At 68.0% G+C, this 24,133-nt stretch carries 24 protein-coding genes; 18 read left to right on the forward strand and 6 right to left on the reverse strand.

From position 1 onward, the window contains the following. Positions 1-20 precede the first annotated feature (20 nt). From V9G04_01430 to V9G04_01440, 3 genes are read left to right on the forward strand one after another with little or no spacing between them, the layout of a single operon-like run. Complete coding sequence (locus V9G04_01430) at positions 21-1,070, forward strand: NAD-dependent epimerase/dehydratase family protein (protein MEI2711973.1); 1,050 nt, start codon at positions 21-23, stop codon at positions 1,068-1,070. Beyond that, positions 1,067-2,347, forward strand: a complete 1,281-nt coding sequence (locus V9G04_01435; GenBank protein MEI2711974.1) for a lysophospholipid acyltransferase family protein — start codon at positions 1,067-1,069, stop codon at positions 2,345-2,347. The genes V9G04_01430 and V9G04_01435 overlap by 4 nt, the downstream gene beginning before the upstream one ends. A gap of 41 nt (positions 2,348-2,388) precedes the next feature. Beyond that, positions 2,389-3,774, forward strand: a complete 1,386-nt coding sequence (locus V9G04_01440) for an aldehyde dehydrogenase family protein (protein ID MEI2711975.1) — start codon at positions 2,389-2,391, stop codon at positions 3,772-3,774. Here V9G04_01440 and V9G04_01445 read toward each other — a convergent pair whose 3' ends face one another. The 3 genes from V9G04_01445 to V9G04_01455 all read right to left on the reverse strand — a co-directional run bounded on the left by V9G04_01445 (position 3,775) and on the right by V9G04_01455 (position 6,908). Next, the gene (locus tag V9G04_01445; GenBank protein ID MEI2711976.1) at positions 3,775-5,019 is read right to left on the reverse strand and encodes a DUF5667 domain-containing protein; all 1,245 of its coding nucleotides are present in this window, start codon (positions 5,017-5,019) and stop codon (positions 3,775-3,777) included. Positions 5,020-5,146: 127 nt separating this feature from the next. Next, positions 5,147-5,899, reverse strand: coding sequence for a sigma-70 family RNA polymerase sigma factor (locus tag V9G04_01450; protein MEI2711977.1), 753 nt, complete (start codon positions 5,897-5,899; stop codon positions 5,147-5,149). A gap of 79 nt (positions 5,900-5,978) precedes the next feature. Then, positions 5,979-6,908, reverse strand: a complete 930-nt coding sequence (locus V9G04_01455; protein ID MEI2711978.1) for an HAD-IB family hydrolase — start codon at positions 6,906-6,908, stop codon at positions 5,979-5,981. Positions 6,909-7,623: 715 nt separating this feature from the next. Between V9G04_01455 and V9G04_01460 the strand changes: the two genes are divergently transcribed. The 8 genes from V9G04_01460 to hemB all read left to right on the forward strand — a co-directional run bounded on the left by V9G04_01460 (position 7,624) and on the right by hemB (position 15,380). Continuing rightward, on the forward strand, positions 7,624-7,836 hold the full coding sequence (locus V9G04_01460; protein ID MEI2711979.1) for an ATP-binding cassette domain-containing protein: 213 nt from the start codon (positions 7,624-7,626) through the stop codon (positions 7,834-7,836). Between the two features lie 11 nt (positions 7,837-7,847). Beyond that, on the forward strand, positions 7,848-9,374 hold the full coding sequence (locus V9G04_01465) for an AMP-binding protein (protein ID MEI2711980.1): 1,527 nt from the start codon (positions 7,848-7,850) through the stop codon (positions 9,372-9,374). Beyond that, a complete protein-coding gene (locus V9G04_01470; protein ID MEI2711981.1) occupies positions 9,364-9,609 on the forward strand; it encodes a glutaredoxin family protein in 246 nt (81 codons plus the stop codon). The genes V9G04_01465 and V9G04_01470 overlap by 11 nt, the downstream gene beginning before the upstream one ends. Before the next feature lie 184 nt (positions 9,610-9,793). Continuing rightward, complete coding sequence (locus V9G04_01475) at positions 9,794-10,495, forward strand: redox-sensing transcriptional repressor Rex (GenBank protein MEI2711982.1); 702 nt, start codon at positions 9,794-9,796, stop codon at positions 10,493-10,495. After that, positions 10,492-11,784, forward strand: a complete 1,293-nt coding sequence (locus V9G04_01480; protein ID MEI2711983.1) for a glutamyl-tRNA reductase — start codon at positions 10,492-10,494, stop codon at positions 11,782-11,784. The genes V9G04_01475 and V9G04_01480 overlap by 4 nt, the downstream gene beginning before the upstream one ends. After that, complete coding sequence (hemC, locus tag V9G04_01485; protein MEI2711984.1) at positions 11,781-12,719, forward strand: hydroxymethylbilane synthase; 939 nt, start codon at positions 11,781-11,783, stop codon at positions 12,717-12,719. Before V9G04_01480 ends, hemC begins: the two co-directional genes overlap by 4 nt. Next, positions 12,716-14,377 carry a uroporphyrinogen-III synthase gene (locus V9G04_01490; protein ID MEI2711985.1) on the forward strand — a complete coding sequence of 554 codons (1,662 nt, stop codon included), beginning with the start codon at positions 12,716-12,718 and terminating at the stop codon, positions 14,375-14,377. The genes hemC and V9G04_01490 overlap by 4 nt, the downstream gene beginning before the upstream one ends. After that, the gene (gene hemB, locus V9G04_01495) at positions 14,370-15,380 is read left to right on the forward strand and encodes a porphobilinogen synthase (protein ID MEI2711986.1); all 1,011 of its coding nucleotides are present in this window, start codon (positions 14,370-14,372) and stop codon (positions 15,378-15,380) included. The genes V9G04_01490 and hemB overlap by 8 nt, the downstream gene beginning before the upstream one ends. A 78-nt stretch (positions 15,381-15,458) precedes the next feature. On the opposite strand, the gene V9G04_01500 is transcribed toward hemB, so the two are convergent. Then, positions 15,459-16,427: a type IV toxin-antitoxin system AbiEi family antitoxin domain-containing protein gene (locus V9G04_01500; protein MEI2711987.1), complete on the reverse strand. Its 969-nt coding sequence runs from the start codon at positions 16,425-16,427 to the stop codon at positions 15,459-15,461. Between the two features lie 142 nt (positions 16,428-16,569). Continuing rightward, positions 16,570-17,787, reverse strand: coding sequence for a lytic murein transglycosylase (locus V9G04_01505; GenBank protein ID MEI2711988.1), 1,218 nt, complete (start codon positions 17,785-17,787; stop codon positions 16,570-16,572). A gap of 121 nt (positions 17,788-17,908) precedes the next feature. Between V9G04_01505 and hemL the strand changes: the two genes are divergently transcribed. The 7 genes from hemL to ccsB are packed head-to-tail and all read left to right on the forward strand — an operon-like array spanning position 17,909 to position 23,901. Continuing rightward, positions 17,909-19,228, forward strand: a complete 1,320-nt coding sequence (gene hemL, locus V9G04_01510) for a glutamate-1-semialdehyde 2,1-aminomutase (GenBank protein MEI2711989.1) — start codon at positions 17,909-17,911, stop codon at positions 19,226-19,228. Further along, positions 19,225-19,899: a histidine phosphatase family protein gene (locus V9G04_01515; protein MEI2711990.1), complete on the forward strand. Its 675-nt coding sequence runs from the start codon at positions 19,225-19,227 to the stop codon at positions 19,897-19,899. The genes hemL and V9G04_01515 overlap by 4 nt, the downstream gene beginning before the upstream one ends. 2 nt (positions 19,900-19,901) lie before the next feature. After that, positions 19,902-20,459, forward strand: coding sequence for a TlpA disulfide reductase family protein (locus V9G04_01520; protein MEI2711991.1), 558 nt, complete (start codon positions 19,902-19,904; stop codon positions 20,457-20,459). Continuing rightward, entirely contained in the window at positions 20,456-21,217 is a 762-nt protein-coding gene (locus V9G04_01525) for a cytochrome c biogenesis protein CcdA (GenBank protein ID MEI2711992.1), read from the forward strand. Before V9G04_01520 ends, V9G04_01525 begins: the two co-directional genes overlap by 4 nt. Further along, on the forward strand, positions 21,214-22,164 hold the full coding sequence (locus V9G04_01530) for a cytochrome c biogenesis protein ResB (protein MEI2711993.1): 951 nt from the start codon (positions 21,214-21,216) through the stop codon (positions 22,162-22,164). The genes V9G04_01525 and V9G04_01530 overlap by 4 nt, the downstream gene beginning before the upstream one ends. Further along, positions 22,145-22,879 (forward strand): cytochrome c biogenesis protein ResB, encoded by a 735-nt coding sequence (locus V9G04_01535; protein ID MEI2711994.1) that lies wholly within the window; start codon positions 22,145-22,147, stop codon positions 22,877-22,879. The genes V9G04_01530 and V9G04_01535 overlap by 20 nt, the downstream gene beginning before the upstream one ends. Beyond that, the gene (ccsB, locus tag V9G04_01540) at positions 22,876-23,901 is read left to right on the forward strand and encodes a c-type cytochrome biogenesis protein CcsB (GenBank protein ID MEI2711995.1); all 1,026 of its coding nucleotides are present in this window, start codon (positions 22,876-22,878) and stop codon (positions 23,899-23,901) included. Before V9G04_01535 ends, ccsB begins: the two co-directional genes overlap by 4 nt. Here the strand turns inward: ccsB and V9G04_01545 are convergent. After that, a complete protein-coding gene (locus V9G04_01545; protein ID MEI2711996.1) occupies positions 23,877-24,077 on the reverse strand; it encodes a hypothetical protein in 201 nt (66 codons plus the stop codon). The two genes, ccsB and V9G04_01545, sit on opposite strands and share 25 nt — an antisense overlap. Positions 24,078-24,133 lie beyond the last annotated feature (56 nt).

Genomic DNA, 24,133 nt, shown 5'->3' on the forward strand with positions numbered 1-24,133 from the left:
ACCCGAGTGATCGCGTAGCCATGGGCAGGACGGTTCTCGTCACGGGGGTGTCGCGCGATGTGGGTCGCCGCTACGCGCGCGCCGTCGCCGACCACCCTGACGTAGACCGTGTGATCGGCGTCGACGTCGTGCCTCCCCGTGGTGACATCGGCGCGGTCTCCTTCCACCGCGCCGACATCCGCAACCCGGTCATCGCCAAGGTCCTGGTCAAAGAGGACGTCGACACGGTCGTCCATGCCAGCGTGATCGCCACCCCCGGCAGCGCCGGGGGGCGGATGACGATGAAGGAACTCAACGTCATCGGCACGATGCAGTTGCTGGCTGCCGTGCAGAAGACGGCGAGCGTACGCAACCTGATCGTCAAGTCGACCGCGACGGTCTATGGCGCCGGCCCGCGCGATCCTGCTATGTTCACCGAGGACATGACGCCCAAGCGGTTGCCGCGGTCGGGCTATGCCAAGGACATCTTCGAGATCGAGGGGTACGTCCGGGGGTTCGCGCGCCGTCGCCCCGACGTACGCGTGACACTGCTGCGCCCGGCCAACGTCATCGGCCCGCATGTGGTGAGTCCGATGACCTCGTACTTCCGGCTGCCGGTGATCCCCACCGTCCTCGGCTTCGATCCGCGGCTGCAGTTCCTGCACGAGCAGGACATGATCGCCGCGCTGACCCATGCGGTCGTGACCGACGTGTCGGGCACGTTCAACCTTGCCGGCGACGGCGTGATGTTGATGTCGCAAGCCGTACGCCGCCTCAAGCGACCCAGCCTGTCCCTGCCCAGTTTCGCGGTCGGCCAGCTCAGCAGTGTGCTGCGACAGGCCGGGGTGGCTGACTTCTCGCCCGAGCAGGTGGGGTTCCTGACGTACGGTCGCGGGCTCGACACGACCCGGATGCGCACCGAGTTCGACTTCGAACCACGCTTCTCCACGGCCGAGGCCTTCGCGGACTTCGGTCGTGACCTGACCGCGAGCAGCGGCATCCGCGAGCGGGTGCTCGACGAGTTGGCCGACGTCCTGCCCGCTCCTCGTACGAAGACTCGACTCACGGCCGTAGCGGGAGAGCGAAGATGAGCACTCATGAACCCATCCGCGATAACGACAACGTGATCCCGATCGGCACCGGCGGTCGCCCTGGTCGCGGATCGGGCCGCAAGCGCCCCTCGTCTGCCGCGCGCGGGCTGGCGGGCAACCGAGCAGCCGACCGCAAGTCGGCCCAGCAGCAGGAGACAGGGCAGCCGAAGGCGGGCAAGCTCAAGACCGGCCGACCGAAGGCACCCAAGGCGGCATCAGCCTCCGCAAAAGCAACGAAGACACCGGTCCCAGCCAACACGGCCCCAGCCAGTACGGGCACTGCCAAGACGGCCACCAAACGCGTACGCAAGGCACCTCCTCCCAAGCAGGCCTCCAGCACCGCCAGAGCCGCCGCGACCACCCACGACCGCGGGGCCGTCCCGGGAGTCGGGGCGGCCGAGTGGCGCCGTGCGATCGAGACCGGCGCGTTCGAGGTGTTCGGCCCCGACTGGGAACGCCAACTGGCGCACGCCGTGGCTTACCTGCGGCGCCGGGTGACTGGTGACTATGCGGTGGACGAGTTCGGGTTCGACCCCGAGCTCACCGAGCGCTTCCTGATGGCGGTGCTGCGCCCGATCGCGCAGAAGTGGTTCCGCATCGAGGTTCGCGGTCTGGAGAACATCCCGATCGAGGGCGGGGCCCTGGTCGTGTCCAACCACTCCGGCACGGTCCCGGTCGACGGGATGATGACGATGTCGGCGATCTTCGATGCCACCGGTCGCCACCTGCGCCCCCTCGGTGCCGACCTGGTCTTCAAGATGCCGGTGGTCAGCGCCGTGGCCCGCGCGACGGGCGCCACGTTGGCCTGCAACGAGGACGCCGAGCGGATGCTGCGCGGTGGTGAATTAGTCGGGGTCTGGCCGGAGGGGTTCAAGGGCATCGGCAAGCCGTTCTCCGAGCGCTACAAGTTGCAGCGTTTCGGCCGCGGTGGATTCGTGTCCGCGGCGCTGCGTACGAAGGTCCCGATCATCCCGCTGTCGGTGGTCGGCGCAGAAGAGATCTATCCGCTCGTCGCCAATCTGCCGACCTTGGCGCGCTTGCTGGGGATCCCCTACGTCCCGATCACGCCGTTCTTCCCGCTGCTCGGCCCGCTCGGGTTGGTGCCGTTGCCGTCGAAGTGGCTGATGGAGTTCGGTGAACCCATCCGTACGGATGCCTTCGACGACGTCGCGGCCGACGACCCGATGCTGGTCTTCGACGTGACCGACCAGGTGCGAGAGACGATCCAGCAGACGCTCTTCGAACTGCTCAAAGATCGCACCTCGGTGTTCGGCTGACGCGAGGAGTGACTCTTGCACGCACAGGGCGGTAACGACCGATGACGCTGGACCAGGCTCCCTCAGACCTGGCCGCGCAGGCGTTGGCCCGGACACGTGCGGCGTACGGCACCGGGCGCACCCGGTCACGTGCCTGGCGCCTGACCCAGCTCGCGGGGCTGGAACGCTTCTGTGCCGAACGCGAGACCGAGATCGTGGCGGCCCTGGAGGCCGACCTGCGCCGCCCCGGATTCGAGACCTGGCTGAGCGAGATCGCCGGCGTCGTGGCTGAAGCCGGACATGCGCGTCGACACCTCCGGCGTTGGATGCGCGCGTCACCTCGCCGGGTGCCTTTGACCCAGTTGCCCGGGTGGGCGATGAGTCGACCTGAGCCGAAGGGCACCGTGCTGGTCATCGGCGCCTGGAACTATCCGGTCCTGCTGACGCTGGGTCCCGTGGTCTCGGCCCTGGCGGCTGGGAACAGCGTGGTCCTCAAGCCGTCGGAGCTGGCCCCCGCCACGTCGCGCCTGCTTGCGACCTGGATTCCGCACTACCTCGACCCGGAGGCGGTGGCGGTGGTCGAGGGAGACGGCGACCTGACGCAGGCTCTCCTCGCGCAGGGCGTGGACCACGTCGTGTTCACCGGGGGCGGCGCCGTGGGCAGGCATGTCCTTACCGGGGCTGCGCAGCACCTCACGCCGGCGACCCTGGAGCTCGGAGGCAAATGTCCGGCGATCGTGGACGAGAGCGCCGACCTGGAGATCACGGCCCGGCGACTGGCCTGGGTGAAACTCTTGAACTCGGGACAGACCTGCATCGCACCCGACTACGTGCTCGCGCACGAGGCCGTACGCGACGAGCTGGTCGAGCGCATCGCGGCGACCATCGTCGAGATGCGTGGAGCCGACCCCTCGGATCAGCCGATCGTCAACCCACGCCACTTCGAGCGACTCGCGAGTGCGCTCGACGCCACGCGGGGGCGCATCCACCTCGGAGGTACGGCAGACCCGGTCGAGTGCCGCATCGCGCCCACTGTGGTCGTCGACGCCGACCCGGACGAACCCCTGATGACCGAGGAGATCTTCGGACCCATTCTGCCCGTCCTCACGGTGAAGTCGCTGGGCGAAGCCATCGAGTTCGTCAACGAGCGCGACAAGCCCCTGGCCGCGTACCTCTTCAGCCGCTCCAGAACGTCGCGTCGACGCATGGTCGCAGAAGTCTCGGCCGGAGGCATCGTGGTGAATCACGCGGCCATGCACTTCCTGGTGCCGTCACTGCCCTTCGGTGGGATCGGCCAGAGCGGCATGGGCGCCTACCACGGGCGCACCGGCTTCCTGGAGCTGAGCCATCAGAAGGCGGTGCTGGTACGCAGCTTCCGGCCGGACCCCACCGTCGTGTATCCCCCTTATTCGGCGACGGCGATGAAGTTCATCCGCAGGATCCGCTAGTCAGCCGGCTTCGGGGCTGGGGCGCGCGTTGGGACGCTCGTCCGGCAGTCCGGTGATGACGGGCAGCGAGACCGACGGCAAGATCGTGGTGATCTCGGACGGCAGGACTGTCGGCAGCGCGCTGGTGATCGACGGGATGATCGCGGTCACCGACGGGAGGATGGTCGGGAGGGTCGGCAGCACCGAGGTCACCGAGATCGTCGGCAGGGTCACGGTGGGCAGCGACGGCGTGACGGAGACGGTCGCCTTGGTGGTGGGGGTGTTCCCGACCGTGGGTTGCTGCGTCGTGGTGGGGGGAGCGAGTGTCGGTTGCTGGGTGGGCATGAACGTAGACGTGGACGTGGGTGCCGCCGTGGCTGTGGTGGTGCCCACCGTGCCGGGGGGCGTAAAGCGGTGCTTCCTGCCCGGCTTGTGCCCAGCGGTGGAGGCGTCGAGGGAGGACTCTGCGCGGTTGAGTTTGCCGGCCAACACGGCGGGGATCTCGACTATGCCGGGGCCACCGCACTTCTTGCACGCCTCGTCGGCCAGGCGGTCGATGTCGAGCACGGTCTCGACCGCCGTACGCAACTCGTCGTCTGCTTCGGCCGGCGTGCTGTGCGCGAGTGCGGCGAGAGAGTCCAGGCTGGTCGCGGCGAACGACTTCAGGTCGGCGATGGCCTCGTCGTCTGCACCGGCCGAATAGGCCGCGAGCAGGTCGTTGGCTCCGCCACGAGCCTGTTCGCTGAAGTCCGCCAGCGCGGTCTCGCTGTCGGCCGGGTCCGCGTCGGAGCGCTCGGCCAACTCGGCCGCCTCGTCGAGACGCTCGGTGGCGTACGCCAACAGCTGCCGACCGCTCGCCTCGTCGCCGAACGTGAACACCGACCGACCGGATTCGATGGTGCGCTTGATCGGATAAAGCAGGTCGCCAGGCACGGCGGCTTGAGCCAGCGCACCGACGCTGCCGACGCCGCCGACCAGCGCGAGCCCGGCGACGGCGAGACGGAAGCGACGAGTCCGCGACGGCGCCGCTGGTGATCGGGTCGGGCGCGGTTGGACGAGCAGCGCCGTGTCCGCCTCGGCGAGCAACGATGCACGCAGGGACGCGCTGAACTCCGGGCGCGGCGACGGTTGCTCGATCGAATGCAGCGCGCCGACGAGTTTGAGGAGTTCGTCGTACGCCGGGTCGTGCGGCGCCGACGGATCCTCGAGCAGTCGCTCGAACTCCTCCGATTCACGCCCTGAGCCGAACCGCGATCCCATCAGCATGTTCCGTTTCTGTGCGCGCGGGGGTTCGGTCCTTGCCGGGTCGGCTCAGCCTCTGACATCTGGCCCAACGACCGGCAACCGGCCGGGGTTATGGGCGCGACCGCGAAAATCTTCTCGATCATCGACATCAGTCACGCAACCCTTCCGGCAGGGCCTTCGCCAGGTTGCGTACGGCGCGCAACTGCAACTGCTTGACGGCGCCTTGCGACTTCGCCAACGCGTCCGCGGTCTCCGCGATGGAGAGCCCCTGCAGGAAGCGCATCACCAGACAGTCGCGCTGGTCCTCGGACAGTTCGGCCAACGCTTTGAGCAGCACCTCGTTGGTCAACGAGGCGATCACTTCGGTCTCGGGGCCTTCGGCGACATCGTCGTGGACCGACATGTCCTCGGTCACCGACTCGAGACGGTTGCGGCCAGACTTGAAGTGGTCGGTCGCCAGGTTGCGGGCGATGGTCATCAGCCAGGCGCCGAAGTCCTTGCCCTGCCAGGTGAACGAGTTCATCCGCCGCAGCGCGCGGAAGAACGTCTCCGAGGTCAGATCCTCTGCGAGGGTCTGCGAGCGAGTGCGGTAGAGCAGGAAGCGATAGACCGCGACGTGGTAGTGGTCGTACAACTGCCCGAATGCCTCCTTGTCCCCGTCGCGGGCCAGTTCGACGAGGGCGATCAGGCGGGTCTGCTCGAGTTCGGAGTCCTCCGACGAGGCGGCGTACGCCCGGTCGTCGCGACGCCCCCCGGGACTCGCGGTGGACGACGCCGCTTCGGAGAGCAGCCAGCCGGGACCATGAGCCGGCGCAGACGCGGGCTCGGCGAGCAACACCTGTGCCACGGCGGCGCGCAACGCATCGAGACCGCGCACGAGTTCGCGCATCGGTGCAGTCATGCGGTGCCCTCCCGGAGGACCTGCCGCCCGTCCGGATCGGGCCGCAAATCCCCCCGACCCTACCCGCGAGTCACCCCGATCACACCTGACCGGCAGAACCTTTGCCGGCGCGCCACGCAGCGATGCCCGCGGCCACCCCACCGGCGACCCCGCCGACCACCGCGGTTGCGAGACCGGCCCGCGCTGCCTTGCGGCCGGTGCGGTAGTCCCGGATCCGCCAACCCTGACCGCGGGCGTACGCACGCAGTTTCGCGTCGGGATTGACCGCGCACGGGTCGCCGACCATCGCCAGCATGGGCAGGTCGTTGAACGAGTCGGAGTACGCGCTGCAGCGAGCCAGGTCGAGACCTTCGCGGGCGGCCAACGCCTTTACTGCCTCCGCCTTGGCCGGGCCGTGCAGCAGATCGCCGACCAGTCGGCCGGTGTAGACACCGTCCTCGCGCTCGGCGACGGTGCCCAAAGCCCCGGTCAGTCCCAGCCGCCGCGCGATGACGACGGCGATCTCGATCGGCGCTGCGGTCACCAGCCAGACTCGTTGGCCCTGGTCGAGATGGAGTTGCGCCAGGGCGCGAGTGCCCGGCCAGACCTTCGCCGACAGGGTCTCGTCGAAGATCTCCTCGCCGAGTTGCTCCAACTCACGCCCGGTATGGCCCTTGATGATGCTCAGCGCGGAGTTGCGCGCGTCCGCCACGTGATCGGGGTCCTCGACGCCGACGAGGCGGAAATAGAGCTGCTTGTAGACGGCGTCGGCGATGGTGCGAGTGGTGAGGAAGCCGCGCCGGTGCAGTCCCTTGGCGAAGTAGAAGATGCTGGCGCCCTGGATGATGGTGTTGTCGACGTCGAAGAAGGCCGCGGAGGTCGGGTCCGGCGGAAGGCGCAACGCGAACTCGACCTCGGCGTCGGCAGCGGCTGCTTCACCGGCCAGCACCGAACGCTGCTGCAGGTTGCGCCGAGTCGGTGCGACGGTGGCAGGCTCGCGTACACCCTCGTCGTCCGCACTTTCCCGCACGGTCTCAGCCTAGCCAGGACTGTGTTGCGTAGGATTCGACGCCATGTCGCACACTGATCGCCAAGCCGTGAATGATCCGGGCTATTCAGGCTGTTCTTGGGTCGGCGCCATGGAGCAAGCCGTACGTTGACGGTCCTCCCAGCTGACTGCTAATTTTCGCTCGCCTGTCTCGGGTTTTCGGCTCGTGGATAGGAGTTCGCGGTAATCAAGTTTCGAATGTTATGGCTCAGCGTCCTTGCGTCGGTGGTGACTGCCTCGGTCGTCGCGCCGGCATCTGGGGTGGCCTGGGGGAGCAAAAGCAGCCCGCTCGTGGCGATCAGCGGGTGGGCCAAAGTGGCCCAAGGATATGGCGACTTTGTCAACAGCGGCTCTGTTGCAGCAAAGACGTCATCCTATCAAATGGATTCCTACGCGAATAGTTATTCTGTGCCTATCAACACGCATTACTATTTCTACGAGTCGTGCGGAGACGGCACTGTGGGATATTGTGATTATGGCTGGAAAGACACCTCGGCCACCAGTTCAAATGCCTGGTCATATGACAGCACATCGTGGAAGTTGTCAGCTAAGGCTACGAAGGCACGCGCAACGCCGCGAGCTTGCGAAGTGCTCGCTTGGGCGACAGACCCATGCTCCGCGGCGGCAGTATGTCGTTCAGTTACTGATGTCGCTGGGGGAATCGGTTGTGCCGTCCGCTGTTGTTCGGAGCACGGAGATGTCGGTTCGTTATACCCGACGTGCACCAAACGTGCTGGACAAGTTAAGTCTCGAAATCTCAGTCGGTGTCACTGGACTCATCGGCGCGAACGGGGCGGGAAAGAGCGCCCTGATGCGGGTGATCGCGGGCAACCTTGATCCGATCGCGGGCCAGGCTCGAGGACAACTATCACTAATCCGTGAGCCTGCACGCACGGGCACCACCGCGTAGGATTCGACGCCATGTCGCACACCGATCTTGCGGACCTCCTCGCGGACGCAGCCGCGCAGTCGCCCGACAAGACCGCCGTCGTCGAGTCCGAGGGGCGCTCCGTGACGTGGGCGCAACTCGACGATCAGGCCTCACGGGTGGCCTGCGGGCTGGCCGATCGCGGCGTCATCGCCGGCCAGCGCGTGCTGTTGGCGCTGACCAACCGGATCGAGTTCATCTCCGCCTACTTCGCCGTCCTGCGGTTGCAGGCGGTGGCGGTGCCGGTCAACCCGCGCGCCAATGGGGACGAGATCGCGCGGATCGCCGCCGACTGTGGTGCTCGGCTGGCGATCGGTGAGGCGCGTACGCTCCCCGCGCTGCGCACCGTGGCGGAGTTGAAGATCGTTTGTGTCGACGCCACCGCGGGCACCGTGTCGTACGCCGACCTGCTCGTTACGGCCCCCCGCCCGCTGCCGCCCCTGCTCGACCCCGAGCGGATCGCGGTGCTGCTCTATACCTCCGGAACCTCGGGTGAGCCACGCGCGGCGATGCTCAGCCACCGCGCGCTCCTGGCCAACCTGGAGCAGACGGCTGCCGTCGAGCCGCCGATGATGCACGCCGACGACGTGGTGCTGGGCGTACTCCCGCTCTTCCACGTCTACGGACTCAACGCGGTCCTCGGAGGTGTCGTCAGCCGCCGCGCCAAACTGGTGCTGGCCCCACGCTTCGAGCCCAACGAGACCCTCGACCTGATCGAGGACGAGGCGTGCAGCGTGCTGCCGCTGGCGCCGGCAGTCTTCCCGCACTGGCTGGCGGTCGACGACCTGGAGGACTGCCTGGGGTCCGTACGGCTGGTGCTCTCCGGCTCCGCGCAACTAGCCGGCGACGTGGTGGAGGAGTTCACCGCACGCACCGGTGTGCCGGTGCATCAAGGCTTCGGGCTCACCGAGGCCGCACCGGTGGTGACCACGACGCTGCGCAGCGAGTCGTTCACGCCGGGCTCGCTCGGCGCCGCGATCCCCGGCGTCGAAGTGCGTTTGGTCGACGAGCAGGGGGATCTGCTCGAACGCGACGACCCGGGCTCGATCCAGATCAAGGGCGACAATCTCTTCAGCGGCTATTGGCCCGACGGGTCGGACGGTCCCGGTGCCGACGGCTGGTGGTCGACCGGCGATCTGGGTTTCCTCGACGAGCATGGCAACCTCACGCTCGTCGACCGCGTCAGCGAGTTGATCACCGTCTCCGGTTTCACCGTCTATCCGCACGAGGTCGAGCGCGCCGTGCTGTCGGCGCCCGGCGTACGCGGCGCCGCCGTGATCGGGGTGGCGGACGACAGCACCGGCCAGGCCGTGGTGGCGTACGTGCTCGCGCCGGGGCAGGACCCCGACGAGATCGAGGCAGCCGTGCGCGCACGCACCGCCGGCCTTGCCGGTTTCAAACGACCAAGTCGCATCGAGGTGGTCGACACGTTGCCGACCTCGATGACCGGGCGGGTGCAGAAGGGGACCCTGCGTGGTCTGGAGCGGCGACGCGCGTTGGAGTTGCTAGATGAGTCCTGAAGCCAGGATCACGTTGATCGGGCGGCCGGGTTGTCACCTGTGCGACGCGGCCCGTGAGGTCATCGAGAGAGTCTGCGCCGACACCGGCGAGGCGTTCGTCGAGCTTGACCTGGACGAGCACGACGACCTGCCGGCGTCGTACGCCGACGAGATCCCCGTGACGCTCGTAGACGGCCGACAGCACGACTTCTGGCGTGTCGACGAGGCACGTCTGCGCGCCGCGTTGGCTCGGTGACCAGGCGACTGTGAGGCCGTCCCGATCCCACAGGGCACCCCGGCGCGTCAAGTCCGGACCTGCTGTGATATTCGCCCGGTCGGCTCGTTTTGTTCCCCCGTTCACAAACTGCATATGGTGGCCCCGCCTTCGTCGGCCGCACGGGGAGTGAAGTCCCCAGCCGGCGACGGCTGGAAAGCGAACTGTGACCGCACGGAGAACCGCTGTCAGCGCCCGGGACGTACCCGAGGCTACTGTCGCGCGACTGCCCGTGTATCTGCGGGCCCTGACGACGCTGGCGGACGGCGGCACGACCACGTGTTCGAGTGCGGACCTTGCCGCTGCGGCGGGGGTCAACTCGGCGAAACTTCGCAAGGATCTGTCCTACCTGGGTTCCTACGGCACCCGCGGTGTCGGCTACGACGTCGAATACCTGCGGTTCCAGATCGCGCGGCAGATCGGGGTCACGCAGGACTGGACGGTCGTCATCGTCGGGATCGGCCACCTCGGGCACGCGCTGGCCAACTACTCCGGGTTCCGTAGTCGGGGCTTTCGGGTCGTGGCCCTGCTGGACGAGGACCCCGATGTGCAACACGAGTCGGTGGCGGGGCTGGACGTACGCCCACTGTCGGACCTGGAGTCCATCGCCGGGGCGGACAACGTGTCGATCGGCGTGATCGCCACTCCGCCCGAGTCCGCGCAAGCCGTCGCCGACCGACTCGTACGCGCCGGGATCCGCTCGATCCTCAACTTCGCGCCGACCATGCTCGTCGTGCCCGACGGCGTCGACGTACGCAAGGTCGACCTGTCGCTTGAGTTGCAGATTCTCGCCTACCACGAGCAACGCAAAGCCAATCTGCACGGTCCGGGTCTTCCTGCGGCCGACCTCGAAGGGGCCGCCTCGTGAGCGTCCTGATCGTCGGCATCTCTCACAAGACCGCGCCCGTCGCCTTGCTCGAACGGCTCGCGCTCGATCGTGACGGCCTGGTCAAACTGATCACCGATGTGCGCCACTCGTCGCACGTCGGTGAGGCCACCGTGATCGCCACCTGCAACCGGCTGGAGGTCTATGCGGAGGTCGACCGTTTCCACGGCTCGGTCGAAGAACTCTCCAGCCTGCTCGTCGAACGGTCCGGCGAACCCACCGACGCGTTGCTGCCCCATCTCTACGTCCACTATGACGAGGCCGCGGTCGCGCACCTGTTCCAGGTGACGGCGGGGCTCGACTCGATGGTCGTCGGTGAGGCCCAGATCCTCGGCCAGACCCGAGAAGCGTTGCGCGTCGGCCAGGAACTCGGCACCGCCGGCGCCGCTTTGAACACGCTGTTCCAGCAGGCGCTGCGTGTGGGCAAACGGGTGCACGCCGAGACCGATCTCGACCGTGCCGCGCCTTCCCTGGTGACGGCTGCACTGGAACACGCTTCCCCCGACGGCGCTGCCATCACGGGCAAGCGAGTGGTGATCCTGGGCGCGGGCTCGATGGCCGGCGTCGCGACCGCGACGGTCTCGCGGCTGGGAGCCGGCGACATCGTGATCAGCAACCGCACGGTCGGCAACGCAGACCGTCTCGCTGCCGACTACGCCGCCCGGTCGGTGCCGTTCGACGCGCTGGACGACGAACTCGCCCGCGCCGACGTGCTCATCGCCTGCACCGGTGCCCTGGGCCACGTGATCTCGCGTGACCAACTCGCTCCTGCCTTGGCAGACGGGCGGTCCTTCTTGGCGATCGACCTGGCGATGCCGCACGACATCGACCCCACGGTCGCCGACCTCCCGGGCGTACGCCTCGTGGGTCTGGCTTCCCTGGCCGAGACCCTCGAAGACGACGACGACCTGCCCTACGACCTGGAGGACGTACGCAGCATCGTCGGCGACGAGGTCGCCGCGTTCATGACCGCCCGCCGGGTCGCCAGTGTCACCCCGACCGTCGTGGCACTTCGGACCATGGCGACGTCAGTGGTCGAAGCCGAGGCCGCGCGCCTCGACAACCGCCTGCCCGACCTGGACCCCAAGGTGCGCGCGGAGGTCGTCGCCACCCTGCGCCGCGTGTCTGAGAAGTTGCTGCACCAGCCGACCGTACGCGTGCGTGAACTCGAAGCCGAGGGCGAGGCGGTCTCCTATGCCGCCGCACTCGCCGAACTGTTCGCGCTCGACCCCGAGGCCGTGCAGGCCGTGACCCGGGTGGAGGGACTATGACCGCGCTGCGCCTCGGTACGCGAGCCTCGACGCTGGCGACCACCCAGAGCCGCTGGGTCGCCGACCTGCTCACGTCGCGGATCGGCCGGCCGGTCGACTTGGTGACGATCTCGACCGAGGGCGACCGCTCGACAGCACCGCTGGCCTCGATGGGTGGCACGGGCGTCTTCGTGAGCGCGTTGCGCGAAGCCCTCCTCGACGGGCAGGTCGACTTCGCGGTGCACTCGCTCAAGGACATCCCCACGGCCGCAGCGGAGGGCATCACCCTCGCGGCAGTGCCCACCCGCGAGGACCCGCGCGACGTACTCGTCGCCCGCGACGGCCTGACGCTGGGTGAGTTGCCCGTCGGCAGCCGGATCGGCACGGGCTCGCCACGTCGTGCCTCGCAGTTGGAAGCGCTCGGCCTCGGTCTCGAAGTCTGCGAGCTGCGCGGCAACGTCGAGACCCGGCTCGGCAAGGTCACCTCGGGCGACCTCGACGCCATCGTGCTGGCTCGCGCCGGCCTTGCCCGGATCGACCGGCTCGAGGTGGTGACCGAGACCCTCGATCCGCTGCAGATGCTGCCCGCGCCCGGACAGGGCGCTTTGGCGGTCGAATGCCGGACCGCCGACACCGACCTCGTCCAGGCCCTCGCCGTGCTCGACGACGCAGGCAGCCGGGCGTGCATCACCGCCGAACGCGCGGTCCTGGCCACCCTGGAAGCCGGCTGTTCGGCCCCGCTCGGTGCCCTGGCCGAAGTGGTCGAGGGCGAACACGGCGACGAACTCTGGATCCGGGCCGTCGCGCTCTCGCCCGACGGCGCGCTGTCCGTACGACACTCAGCTTCAGGTCCCCTCGGCGACGCCGCAGGCGTGGGGACCCGTCTCGCCGAGCTCATGCTCGACGAAGGCGCCGCCGACCTCATGGAGACAACCGCAAGGAAACCGCACGCATGACGCCTCGCAAGACCACGGAGTCCAATGCCTCCGAGTCCAAGACCGTGACCGTTCCCACCACCGCCAAGGGGTGGGTCTCCTTCGTGGGCAGTGGCCCCGGGGACCCCGGTCTGCTCACCGTGCGCGCTGTCGAACTGCTGCGCCAGGCCGCGGTCGTGATCACCGAGACACCCGATCACGAGGGCCTCGTACGCTCGCTGCTCCTCGACGGCGACGAGCCGGCCTTCGTCGACGGGGGCTTCGGTGAGGACGGTCAGCCGCTGACGCACGCCGCGCGCGCCAAGGTCGTGGTGCGTGAGGCCAAGAAGGGTGTGGCAGTCGTACGCCTGATGGCCGGTGACCCCTTCGTGTTCGCCTCGGCGCCGGAGGAGGCGCAGGCCTGCGCCAAGGCCGGGATCGGCTTCGAGATCGTGCCGGGCGTCTCGTCGATGAGTGCCGTGCCCGCGTACGCCGGTGTGCCCCTGACGGCGAAGAACGCCCGCGAGATCGCGGTCGTGACCTGCACCGACAAGGTGGACTGGTCGCGCTACACCCACGCCTGCACGCTGGTCCTGCTCTCCGGCTTGGGCACACTGGCGGCCAGCGCCAAGGACCTGATCGCGGCCGGCCGCGCCGCGGACACCCCGGTTGCCGTGACGTCTGTCGGCACGTCGGCCGAACAGCGTACGGTCGTCGGCACCTTGGAGACCATCGCCGCAGAGGTCCGGGCTGCGCGCCTGGAGCCGCCTGCCGTGATCGTGGTCGGCGAGGTCGTGGAGCACCGTGAGGTGCTGTCGTGGTTCGAGACCAAGCCGCTCTTCGGCTGGCGCGTGTTGGTGCCGCGTACCAAGGAACAGGCCGGCGTGGTCTCGGCTCGGCTGCGCGGCTATGGCGCGGTGCCGGAGGAGGTCCCCACGATCTCGGTCGAGCCGCCGCGCAACCCCGTACAGATGGACAAGGCCGTGCGCGGTCTGGTCGAGGGCCGCTATGAGTGGATCGCGTTCACCTCGGTCAACGCCGTCAAGGCGGTGCGCGAGAAGTTCGAGGAGTATGGCCTGGACGCCCGCGCGTTCTCCGGCCTCAAGCTCGCCGCGGTCGGTGACAAGACCGCCGAGGCGATCGCGGCCTGGGGCCTGCGCGCCGACCTGATGCCGACCGGTGAACAGAGTGCCGCCGGCCTGCTTGAGGTGTGGCCCGAATACGACGAGGTGCTCGACCCGATCAACCGCGTCTTCTTGCCCCGCGCCGATATCGCCACCGAGAACCTGGTGGCCGGTCTGATCGACCTCGGCTGGGAATGCGACGACGTGACCGCCTACCGGACCGTACGCGCGGCGCCCCCGGCGCCCGAGATCCGCGACTCGATCAAGACGGGCAAGTTCGACGCGGTCGTCTTCACGTCGTCGTCGACCGTACGCAACCTGGTCGGCATCGCGGGCAAGCCGCACGCCACCACGATCATCGCCGCCATCGGCCCCCAGACCGCCAAGACGGTCGAGGAGCACGGGTTGCGCGTGGACGTGCTGGCTCCGACGCCCAACGTAGACGTGCTCGTGGACGCGCTCGCCGATTTCGGCGCGGCCCGTCGCGCTGCGTTGGTCGAGCAGGGTCAGCCGGTCACCAAGCCGTCGGATCGCAAGCCGTCGGGTCGTCGTCGAGCGTCGGCGAAGAATGCCTGACTCCTCGCTCGTTCCTGAGCAGCCGCACCTGGTCAGGCCACTCGTGCGGCCACGTCGGCTGCGGCGTACGCCCGGCTTGCGTCGGCTCGTCGCCGAGACATCGGTGCAACCGCGTCAATTGGTGTTGCCGCTGTTCATCCGCGAAGGGCTCAGCGAGCCGCGACCGATCTCGTCGATGCCGGGCGTCGTGCAGCACACGCGTGACTCGTTGCTGCGCGCATGCTCCGAGGCTGCCTCCTTGGGTCTGGGCGGCGTGATGCTCTTCGGAGTGCCGTCGACAAAAGATGCGACCGGCTCCGGCGCGATCGATCCCGGCGGCGTACTCAATCTCGCGATCACCGACGTCGTCGCCGAGGTCGGCGATGCGCTGACCGTGATGTCCGACCTGTGTCTTGACGAGTTCACCGATCACGGCCACTGCGGCGTCCTCACCGCCGACGGGCGGGTCGACAACGACCGTACGCTCGAGGTCTACGCCCAGATGGCGCTCGCGCAGGCCGATGCGGGCGTCGATCTGGTCGGGCCGAGCGGGATGATGGACGGCCAGGTCCGGGTGATCAGGGATGCGCTGGACGCGTCCGAGCACACCGAGGTCGGGATCTTGGCCTATTCGGCCAAGTACGCCTCGGCGTTCTACGGGCCGTTCCGTGAGGCTGTGGACTCCTCGCTGGACGGCGACCGTCGGACCTATCAGCAGGATCCCGCGAACGCCGTCGAGGGCGTACGCGAGGCGTTGCTCGACATCTCCGAAGGCGCCGACATCGTGATGGTCAAGCCCGCACTGGCCTACCTCGACGTGATCCGCCGGGTGCGCGATGCGGTCGACGTGCCGGTCGCGGCGTACAACATCTCCGGTGAGTACTCGATGGTCGAAGCAGCCGCCGCTCGTGGGTGGATCGACCGCGAGGCGGTGATCGTGGAGACGCTGACCTCGATCGGCCGCGCTGGTGCGGACGTGATCTTGACGTACTGGGCCGCGGAGGCGGCCACCCTCCTGCGCTGACCTGTCGCGTCTGCTCCGAGCGAGGGCGCTGACCTGTCGCGTCTGCTCCGGGCGGGGGCGCTGACCTGTCGCGTCTGCTCAGCTCGCGCGTCGATCTCGCTCTCGCGCTTGGCAGAACACCGACATGATGGCCGACTCGACACGAGCGTTGTGACCGTAGATGTCGTGTGGCCACAACTCCTCGATGACCCAGCCTTTTGCCTCGCGGAGCCATTTCAGGCGGTTGGCGTCGGCCGCGACTTTCGCATCGCCGGTATGCCAGGCCCTGCTCTGCACCTCGATGCCGGCCAGGCGTTCTTCATTGGCAACGTCGATGAAGGCCTCGCGATGACCGTGCACAACGTGAACTTGGAGTTCGGGAGGTGGCACGTCCGTCATGTGCAGCCACCGCCAACGTACGACCGACTCGCCGCCCGACATCGAGCGCCCATCAGTGTGAGCCGCCACCCGCCGCAAAGTCGTGACCCAGCGCATGCCAGCGAATCTCGGCACCTCAGCCACGAGTTCCTCGACGCTGAAAGTGCCGAGGCGATGCAACGCGTCGAGCGCGGAGATTGCCGCCTCGGGCCATCGTTGGCGCCCGAGGTCGAGTGCCGTACGCAGGGGCGTCGTGACGCGCAGCCCGTGCATCTGCGTGATGTCCTCGTCCTGAAAAGTCCGTTCACCGCTGTCTGCCAGGCTTGCGCGCAATCGCCTCCCGGACGCGGCAGGCAGATACATCGTGACTGGCATCGCTTCAAGATGCTCGTTCGGCAGCAGGAGCATGTTGGCTCCTTGGAGCCATCCCGCATGCCGATCGACGATCACGGCATCGGCCGGCGCCACCAGTTTGAGGCATTCGGCCCTCGTACGCGTGTCATCTGGGGCTTGCGCTGCGATATAGCAGCCTTTAATCGGATGACGCAGCAGTCCCTCGTCGACGAGTCGCTTCAACCACCTCCGGGGGACCCCCGCGGACCTCGCCATGCTGACCGTGAACGGAGCATCGAGGGCCAGCGGGAAGTCGTCGTCAAGATGCGGCAGCAGGGTCCATGCGTTCAGTGTCATCCCATACTCATGGCCGCCATGCGCGAAGTCATGCCCACGAGTTGAGTGCCTGTGGATAACTCGAGCAGACGCGACAGGTCGGCACCCGCGCGCGGAGCAGACGCGACAGGTCGGCACCCGCGCGCGGAGCAGATGCGACAGGTCAGTGGGTGTAGGCGTACACGCACTGATCGAACGCGTCGTTGCTGTCGAGCAGGTTGTCGACCTTGCCCTCGGCCAGGCACTTCGCGGTCGCTTCGACGAGGGTCAGCACACCGGTCACGATCGTCGGGACGCTGGTCACGGTGGGCACCACCGTGGGGATCACGGTCGGCACCGACGTCGGCAGCTTGGTGGGCAACTTGGTGGGGGGAGTGCTGGGCACGTGCGTCGGCGGGGGGCTGGGCGGCGTGCTCGGTGCGCTGGTCGTCGGCGCGGTCGGAGGCGCGCTGGTCGGCCCGCTGGTCGGCCCGGTGGTCGGACCGGTGCTCGTCGTCCCCGTGGGCGTCGACGAAGTCCGTTTGATCCGCTTGCCCGTGCTCGTGATCTCGTACGGCCGGGGCGCCGCGAACGGCGCGGCATCGCCTGCCGCGACCACTCCGGTCGGCAGCGACTCGAAGTCGCCGGACTGATAGGAGTGCATGATCGAGAGGACCAGATCGACGTACGACTCGCTGTGGTTGTAGCGCAGGACCGCGCCGCGCAGGCCGCTGGGCGACGACAGATCCGTCTTGCCCGAACACAGGTAGACGGCCGTCGACAGCGCCGCATCGTCGATGTCCTGCGGGTCTCGGGTGCCGTCCTCGTCCGCGTCGACGCCGACCACCTGCCAGGTCGTCGGGATGAACTGCATCGGCCCGACCGCCCGGTCGTACGTCGTGTCGTTGTCGAGTTCGCCCCCGTCGGTGTCGCGGATGACGCGGGTCTTGTTCTTGCCGTTGAGTGCGATGCCATAGATCCCGGGTACGACCCGCCCGTCCTGGCCCAGCGTACTGCCGCCGTAGCGACCGTGGTCGGACTCAACCCGCCCGATCGCGGCGATCAACTGCCAGGGCAGGTTGCACGCCGGCGCTGCGGCGTTGATGACCGTCTCGGCGCGTTGGTACGCCCGCAGCGCAGCGCTCGGGATGCCGCTGGCGGACGCTGTGGCGACGGCCTCGTCGGCCTCCGCGCGCGAGATGCCGGGCGTACGAGAAACGCTGGCTGGCGCCTGCACCGCGACAGCGGGCACAGCCCCGCCGCCTGGCAACGGTCGGGGCTTGTCGGCGCTCGTGGCGGTGCCTCCCGATCCGACGGCGAGCAGGCCCGCAGCCACCAGGACCGATGTGGCCGTGAGCGGCACCAGGGTCAGGGTCTTCTTTGATGGCTGCAAGCGCGACATGACTGGACTCCGTTCCGGGCCGAGCTCCCTCCGGCTCGGTCATGAAGGCTCAACGCGCCACTCACGTCGGGGGTTATGGCCCGGGCTACGACGGATTAGGTCGCTCGGTCACAATGAGTCGGTGACCAATACTGATGTGCCCGCCTCGGCCGGCCTGATGGAGCGGGCTCGCACGGTGACCCCCGGAGGGGTCAACAGTCCTGTGCGCTCTTTCGCCAGCGTCGGCGGCACGCCTCGCTTCATCGCGAGCGCGAAGGGCGCCTACCTCACCGACGTCGACGGCTTCGAGTATGTCGACCTGGTCTGCTCCTGGGGGCCGATGCTGCTCGGGCACGCGCACCCCTACGTCGAGGCCGCCGTGGTGGCTGCCGTGGCGCGCGGGACGTCGTACGGCACTCCCACCGAGCCCGAGGTGCTGCTGGCCGAGGAGATCGTGCGACGTACGCCGGTCGACAAGGTCCGCTTCGTCTCCTCCGGCACCGAAGCCACCATGTCCGCGATCCGGCTCGCGCGCGGTTTCACCGGTCGCGACCTGGTCGTGAAGTTCGCCGGTTGCTACCACGGCCACGTCGACTCGCTGCTCGCCTCGGCCGGCTCCGGCCTGGCGACGCTGAGCGTGCCGGGCACTCCGGGCGTCAGTGCGGCAGCGGCTGCCGAGACGATCGTGCTGCCCTACAACGATTTCGATGCGGTCGCGGCTGCGTTCGAGGCGTACGGAGACCGCATCGCGTGCGTGATCACCGAGGCCACCCCCGGCAATATGGGTGTCGTCCCGCCCGCCGCGGGTTTCAACGGGTTCCTGGCTCGGATCTGTACGGCCAACGGCGCGCTGTTCATCTCTGACGAGGTGATGACCGGCTTCCGCGCCACCCCGATGGGCGGCTTCGGGCTCGACGGCGCGCACGAGGGCTGGGTGCCCGACCTGATGACCTTCGGCAAGGTGATGGGCGGCGGGTTCCCGGCGGCGGCATTCGGTGGCCGCGCCGACGTGATGGGCATGCTGGCGCCCGAGGGTCCGGTCTATCAGGCCGGGACCCTGAGCGGGAACCCGGTCGCCACCACGGCCGGCCTCACCACGCTGCAACTCGCCACGGACGAGGTGTACGACACCCTCAACCGCGCCGCCGACACGATCACGTCCGAGGTCGGCGCGGCGTTGTCCGCGGTCGGCGTACCTCACCGGATCCAGCGGGCGGGCACGATGTTCTCGGTGTTCTTCACCGACACGGACGTACGCGACTTCGCCGGTGCACAGGCCCAGCATGTCGCGGCGTTCACCGCGTTCTTCCACGCGATGCTCGACGGCGGCGTCTATCTGCCCCCCTCGGCCTTCGAATCGTGGTTCGTGTCCGCCGCCCACGATGATGAGGCTCTGGAGCGCATCGTCGCGGCCTTGCCGGCTGCTGCGCGGGCCGCGGCCGGCGTCGAAAGGGATTCATGAGCGACAAGACCGTCGTACACCTGTTGCGGCACGGCGAGGTGCACAACCCCGAGGGCGTGCTCTATGGCCGACGACCCGGTTTTCACCTGTCTGATCTCGGTCGACAGATGGCGCAACGGGTCGCGGACATGATCGGCGATCGCGACATCGTGCACTTGCGTGTCTCGCCGTTGGAGCGCGCCCAAGAAACCGCTGCCCCGCTCGCGGCAGCTCGTGGTCTGACCCCGGTCCTTGACGACCGGGTGATCGAGTCGACCAACCACTTCGAGGGAGTGAACTTCGGCGGTGGCCCCAAGACGCTGCTCGACCCGAAGCTGTGGCGCTATCTCTACAACCCCTTCAAGCCGTCGTGGGGCGAGCCGTACAAGGAGATCGCCGCGCGAATGCGCGCCGCGGTGTTCGACGCGCGCGATGCCGCGCGTGGGCAGGAGGCCGTGGTGGTGTCTCACCAACTGCCCATCTGGGTGGCGCGCCTGTCGGCGGAGGGGCGCTCGTTCCTGCACGATCCACGCTCGCGCCAGTGCACGTTGTGTTCGCTGACGTCGCTGCACTTCGACGGCACCCGCCTGACCAAGGTGTCGTACTCCGAGCCGGCCGGCGACCTGATCCCCGTCGGTGATCGCACAGCGCCGTTCTCGGCCGGTGGCGCGCCGGAGGAGAAGCGGCCCTGACCTTGAGAAAGACACTCCTCGCGCTGCTGCTGGCGGCGCTCACGTTGACCGGCTGCACCGAGATCGAAGGCACTGGCGGCAAGGGCTATGTCACGTCGGACGGCCAACTCACCGTTGTCGCGGCCGACGATCGCGGCGAGCCGGTGACCCTTTCCGGCGAGACCCTCGACGGGGAGCCGCTCGACATCGCCGACTTTCGCGGCAAGCCGGTGGTGGTCAATATCTGGTGGTCCGGCTGCGCGCCTTGCCGCACCGAAGCGCCGCTGCTGAAGACCGCGCAGTCCGAGCTGGGCGACACCGCAGCCTTCCTCGGACTCAACATCCGCGACTCGTCGCCGGAGAACGGCAAGGCCTTCGAGCGCTCGTTCGATATCGACTACCCCTCGCTCTATGCCCCCGACGGCAGCGGTCTGCTGGCGTTTCGAGGTGAGGTGCCCCCCAATCGCGTGCCCAGCACGATCGTGCTCGATGCCGAAGGTCGGGTCGCGGCCAAGATCATCGGGGAAGTACGCACCTCGCGCACCCTGATCGATGTCGTGGCGGACGTGGCGGCACCATGACCGACTGGGTGCAGAACACAGCGCTGTCCGGATCGTTGCTCCTGGCGGTCCCGGTCGCGTTGTTGGCGGGGTTGGTGTCGTTCTTCTCGCCCTGCGTGATCCCGTTGCTGCCCGGCTACCTGTCGTACGCCACCGGCATCTCCGGCGCCGACCTGGCGGAGGGCCGCGCCCAGTCGCGTCGGGGCCGGATGCTGCTGGGCTCGCTGCTCTTCGTCCTTGGCTTCTCGGTCGTGTTCGTGATCCTCGGCACCGCGTCGGGTGCGCTGGGGGAGACGCTCGTACGCCACGAGCGGGCGTTCGCGATCGCCGCGGGTGCGCTCTCTATTGTGCTCGGACTGGCCTTTCTCGGCATGGTGCCAGCACTGCAACGCGAATGGCGCTTGCATCGCGTGCCGGCGGTCGGACTGGCCGCGGCGCCGGTGCTCGGCTTCCTCTTCGGCATCGGCTGGACGCCATGCATGGGACCGACCCTCGGCGTGATCGGGGCGCTGGCCTTCAACGAGGGCACCGCCGGTCGGGGTGCGTTCTTGTCGGCCTGTTATGCGCTCGGGCTCGGCATCCCGTTCATCGTGGCCGGGGTGGCGTACGAACGCATGCTCGGCGCGGTGCGGTTCGTACGCCGTCATCAGGCCTGGGTGACTCGGATCGGTGGCGCGATGATGATCCTGGTCGGGATCCTGCTCGTGACCGGCTGGTGGGCCGAGGCGGTCACCTGGTTGCAGGTGCAGTTGGCGGACTATTGGCGGGTCGCGATATGAGCGAGAGGCGTGAGCGGCGGAGCGAACAATCCAGCACCGGCGCCACCAGCGAACTCGGGGTTCGCGAACTCCTCCGCTGGGCCTGGCGCCAGCTCACCTCGATGCGCACGGCGCTGATCCTGCTGCTTCTGCTCGCGATCGCGTCGGTGCCGGGATCGGTGATCCCCCAGGAGGCCGTTGATTCGCTGAAGACGTCGGATTGGAAGGACGCGCATCCGACGCTGACGCCGATCTATGAACGGCTGGGGCTCTTCGCGGTCTATCAGACACCCTGGTTCGCGGCGATCTACCTGCTCCTGATGGTGTCGTTGGTCGGCTGCATCGTGCCGCGGTTGGCCGTCTATTGGCGTGCCTGGCGGGCACAGCCACCGGCGGCCCCGCGTCGCCTCGATCGGATGCCCGAGAGCGGCACGTACACCGACGACGGCGATGTCCTCGACCGTGCGGCGGCAGTTTTGAAACAGCGTCGCTATCGGGTACGTCGAGGCAGCGACGAGCAAGGCGACTGGGTCGCAGCCGAGCGTGGCTACCTTCGCGAGGCGGGCAACCTGCTCTTCCACCTGTCTGTGCTCATCGTGCTGGTCGGCTTCGCGATGGGATCGCTGCTCGGCTATCGCGGCGGGGTCCTGGTGCTCGTGGGCGGCGGTTTCACCAACGACGTGACCCAGTACGACGACTTCGTCCCCGGCTCGCTCTTCGACCCCGACGACATGGAGCCGTTCAACTTCAAGGTCGACGACTTCACTCTCCAGTGGATCACCAAGGGCCCCTCGCGCGGCCAGGCTCGCAAGTTCGTCTCACATTTGACCTACCGCGACACGCCCACGGGCGACGAGCAGTCGTACGACTTGCGGGTCAACCACCCGCTGGCGATCGGCGGCACCGAGCTTCTTCTTGATCGGCCACGGTTATGCGCCGGTCATCACCGTGCGCGATGGCAATGGTGACATCGCGATCTCCGGACCGACCGTGTTCTTGCCGATCAACCAGGGGACCTTCGAGTCGATCGGCGTTGTGAAGGCGGCCGACGCCAAGCCGGATCAGATCGGGCTGGAGGGCAACTTCTATCCGACGTACGCCCGCTTCGAGGGCCAGGAACTCCCCGTGTCGGTCTTCGGCGATGCGCTGAACCCCGCGATCTCGATGTTGGTCTACACCGGCGACCTCGGGATGGATGACGGTCGGCCACAGTCGGTCTACGCACTGGACAAGTCGAAGGCCAAGATGGTGCGCAACGCCAAAGGTGCCCCCTTCCGCGTCGATCTGAGGCCGGGTGAGACCAAGAAACTGCCCGATGGTCTCGGTTCGGTCACCTTCGAGCGTCTCGACGAGTGGAATCGGATCCAGATCAGTCGTACGCCCGGCAAGTTCATCGCGCTTGGTGGGGTCTGCCTGGCGCTGCTCGGCTTGATGGGCTCGCTGTTCATCCGACCGCGCCGCGTGTGGGTGCGGCGTCGGACGCCGACTGCCGCGACCGTGGGCGGGAGTGACACACTGGCGACGATCCAGGTCGCCGTGCTGGACCGCTCCGGTGGGGGCGAGCCGGCCGAGGAGTTGGAGCAGATCGTGGCTGACTTGGGACTGCGTACGCGTGACCTGCCCTTTGAGTCCGCAGAAGACTCAAAGGGCAGCGGAGCCGAAAATGGAGGTGGATCGGCGTGACCGATGCAGGCTGGGAGACCCTGAGCGACCAGGCGGTCGCAGTGGCGGGGGTCGTGTATTTCCTTGCGTTGCTGTCGCACCTGGTCGAGTGGTCTGCGCTGCGGCATGTGCCGGTGGGGCGCAAGGAACGCGCTCGTACGGCCGTGGGCGTCGGCCCCGGCAGCGACACGACACACATCGATGCCGGGCCGGTCGAGCAGAGCCCTGACCACGCCTCTGAGCGTCACCGCGCAGCGCTCTTCGGTCGACTCGGCCTCCTCCTCACCGTGATCGCCGCCGGCGTGCACCTCGTCTCGCTCGTCGGCCGTGGCATGGCCGCGGACCCCAACCGGGTGCCGTGGGGCAACATGTATGAGTTCACCCTCGCGGGGACCTTTTTCGTCACGCTCGGCTATCTGGTGCTGCTGCGCCGCAACAAGTGGGAATGGCTGGCTCCGATCGTCGTCGGCTTCGTGCTGGCCTGCTTGATGATCGACGTGGTCTGGCTGCACACGTCGGTGGCCCCGCTGCGCGAAGCGCTACTCTCACCGTGGCTGGTGATCCACGTCGTCTCCGCAGTGATCGCCACAGGTGGATTCACCCTCGGCGGGATGTTGTCGATCCTCTACCTGGTCAAGACCCGTCGCGGTGACCAGGGCACGTACCTCGCCCGTGTCCCCGACCTGGCGACCCTCGACCGGATGTCCTACCGCGTGCACGCCTTCGCGTTCCCGGTGTGGACCTTCGCGGTGTTGATCACCGGCCCGATCTGGGCACACGAGGCATGGGCGCGGTATTGGAACTGGGACCCCAAGGAGGTCTGGGCGTTCATTACCTGGGTCGTCTACGCGGCGTACCTGCATGCCCGCGCCACCGCGGGTTGGAAGGGTTCTCGGGCGGCCTGGGTGTCGATCGTGGGACTGCTGACGCTGTGGTTCAACTTCATCGGCATCAACTACTTCTCGACCACGTCGATGCACTCGTACGCCGCGCCCACGGTGCAGGTGCTCCCGCTCGATCAGGCGGGTGGCGGGTCGGACTGACCGCGACGACGCTTGCGGTCCAGTTCGCGTAGGAACTCGTCGTCGTCGTCCGGCGCGATCATCCGCGGCAGCTCCTGGGGCGCGTGGTGCGTACGCGTGCCCATCCGCTCGAGCAGGGTGCGCGTGACCAGGTAGGTCAGCGCGGCCACGAGCAGCACGAAGAGCAGGAACTTCACACCATCCAGAGTAGGTCGGCCCCGGTGAGCGGGTGTACGCCCCCCAACTAGGCTGG

Origin of the sequence: Nocardioides sp. (assembly GCA_037045645.1) — a bacterium.
Lineage (GTDB): Bacteria > Actinomycetota > Actinomycetes > Propionibacteriales > Nocardioidaceae > Nocardioides.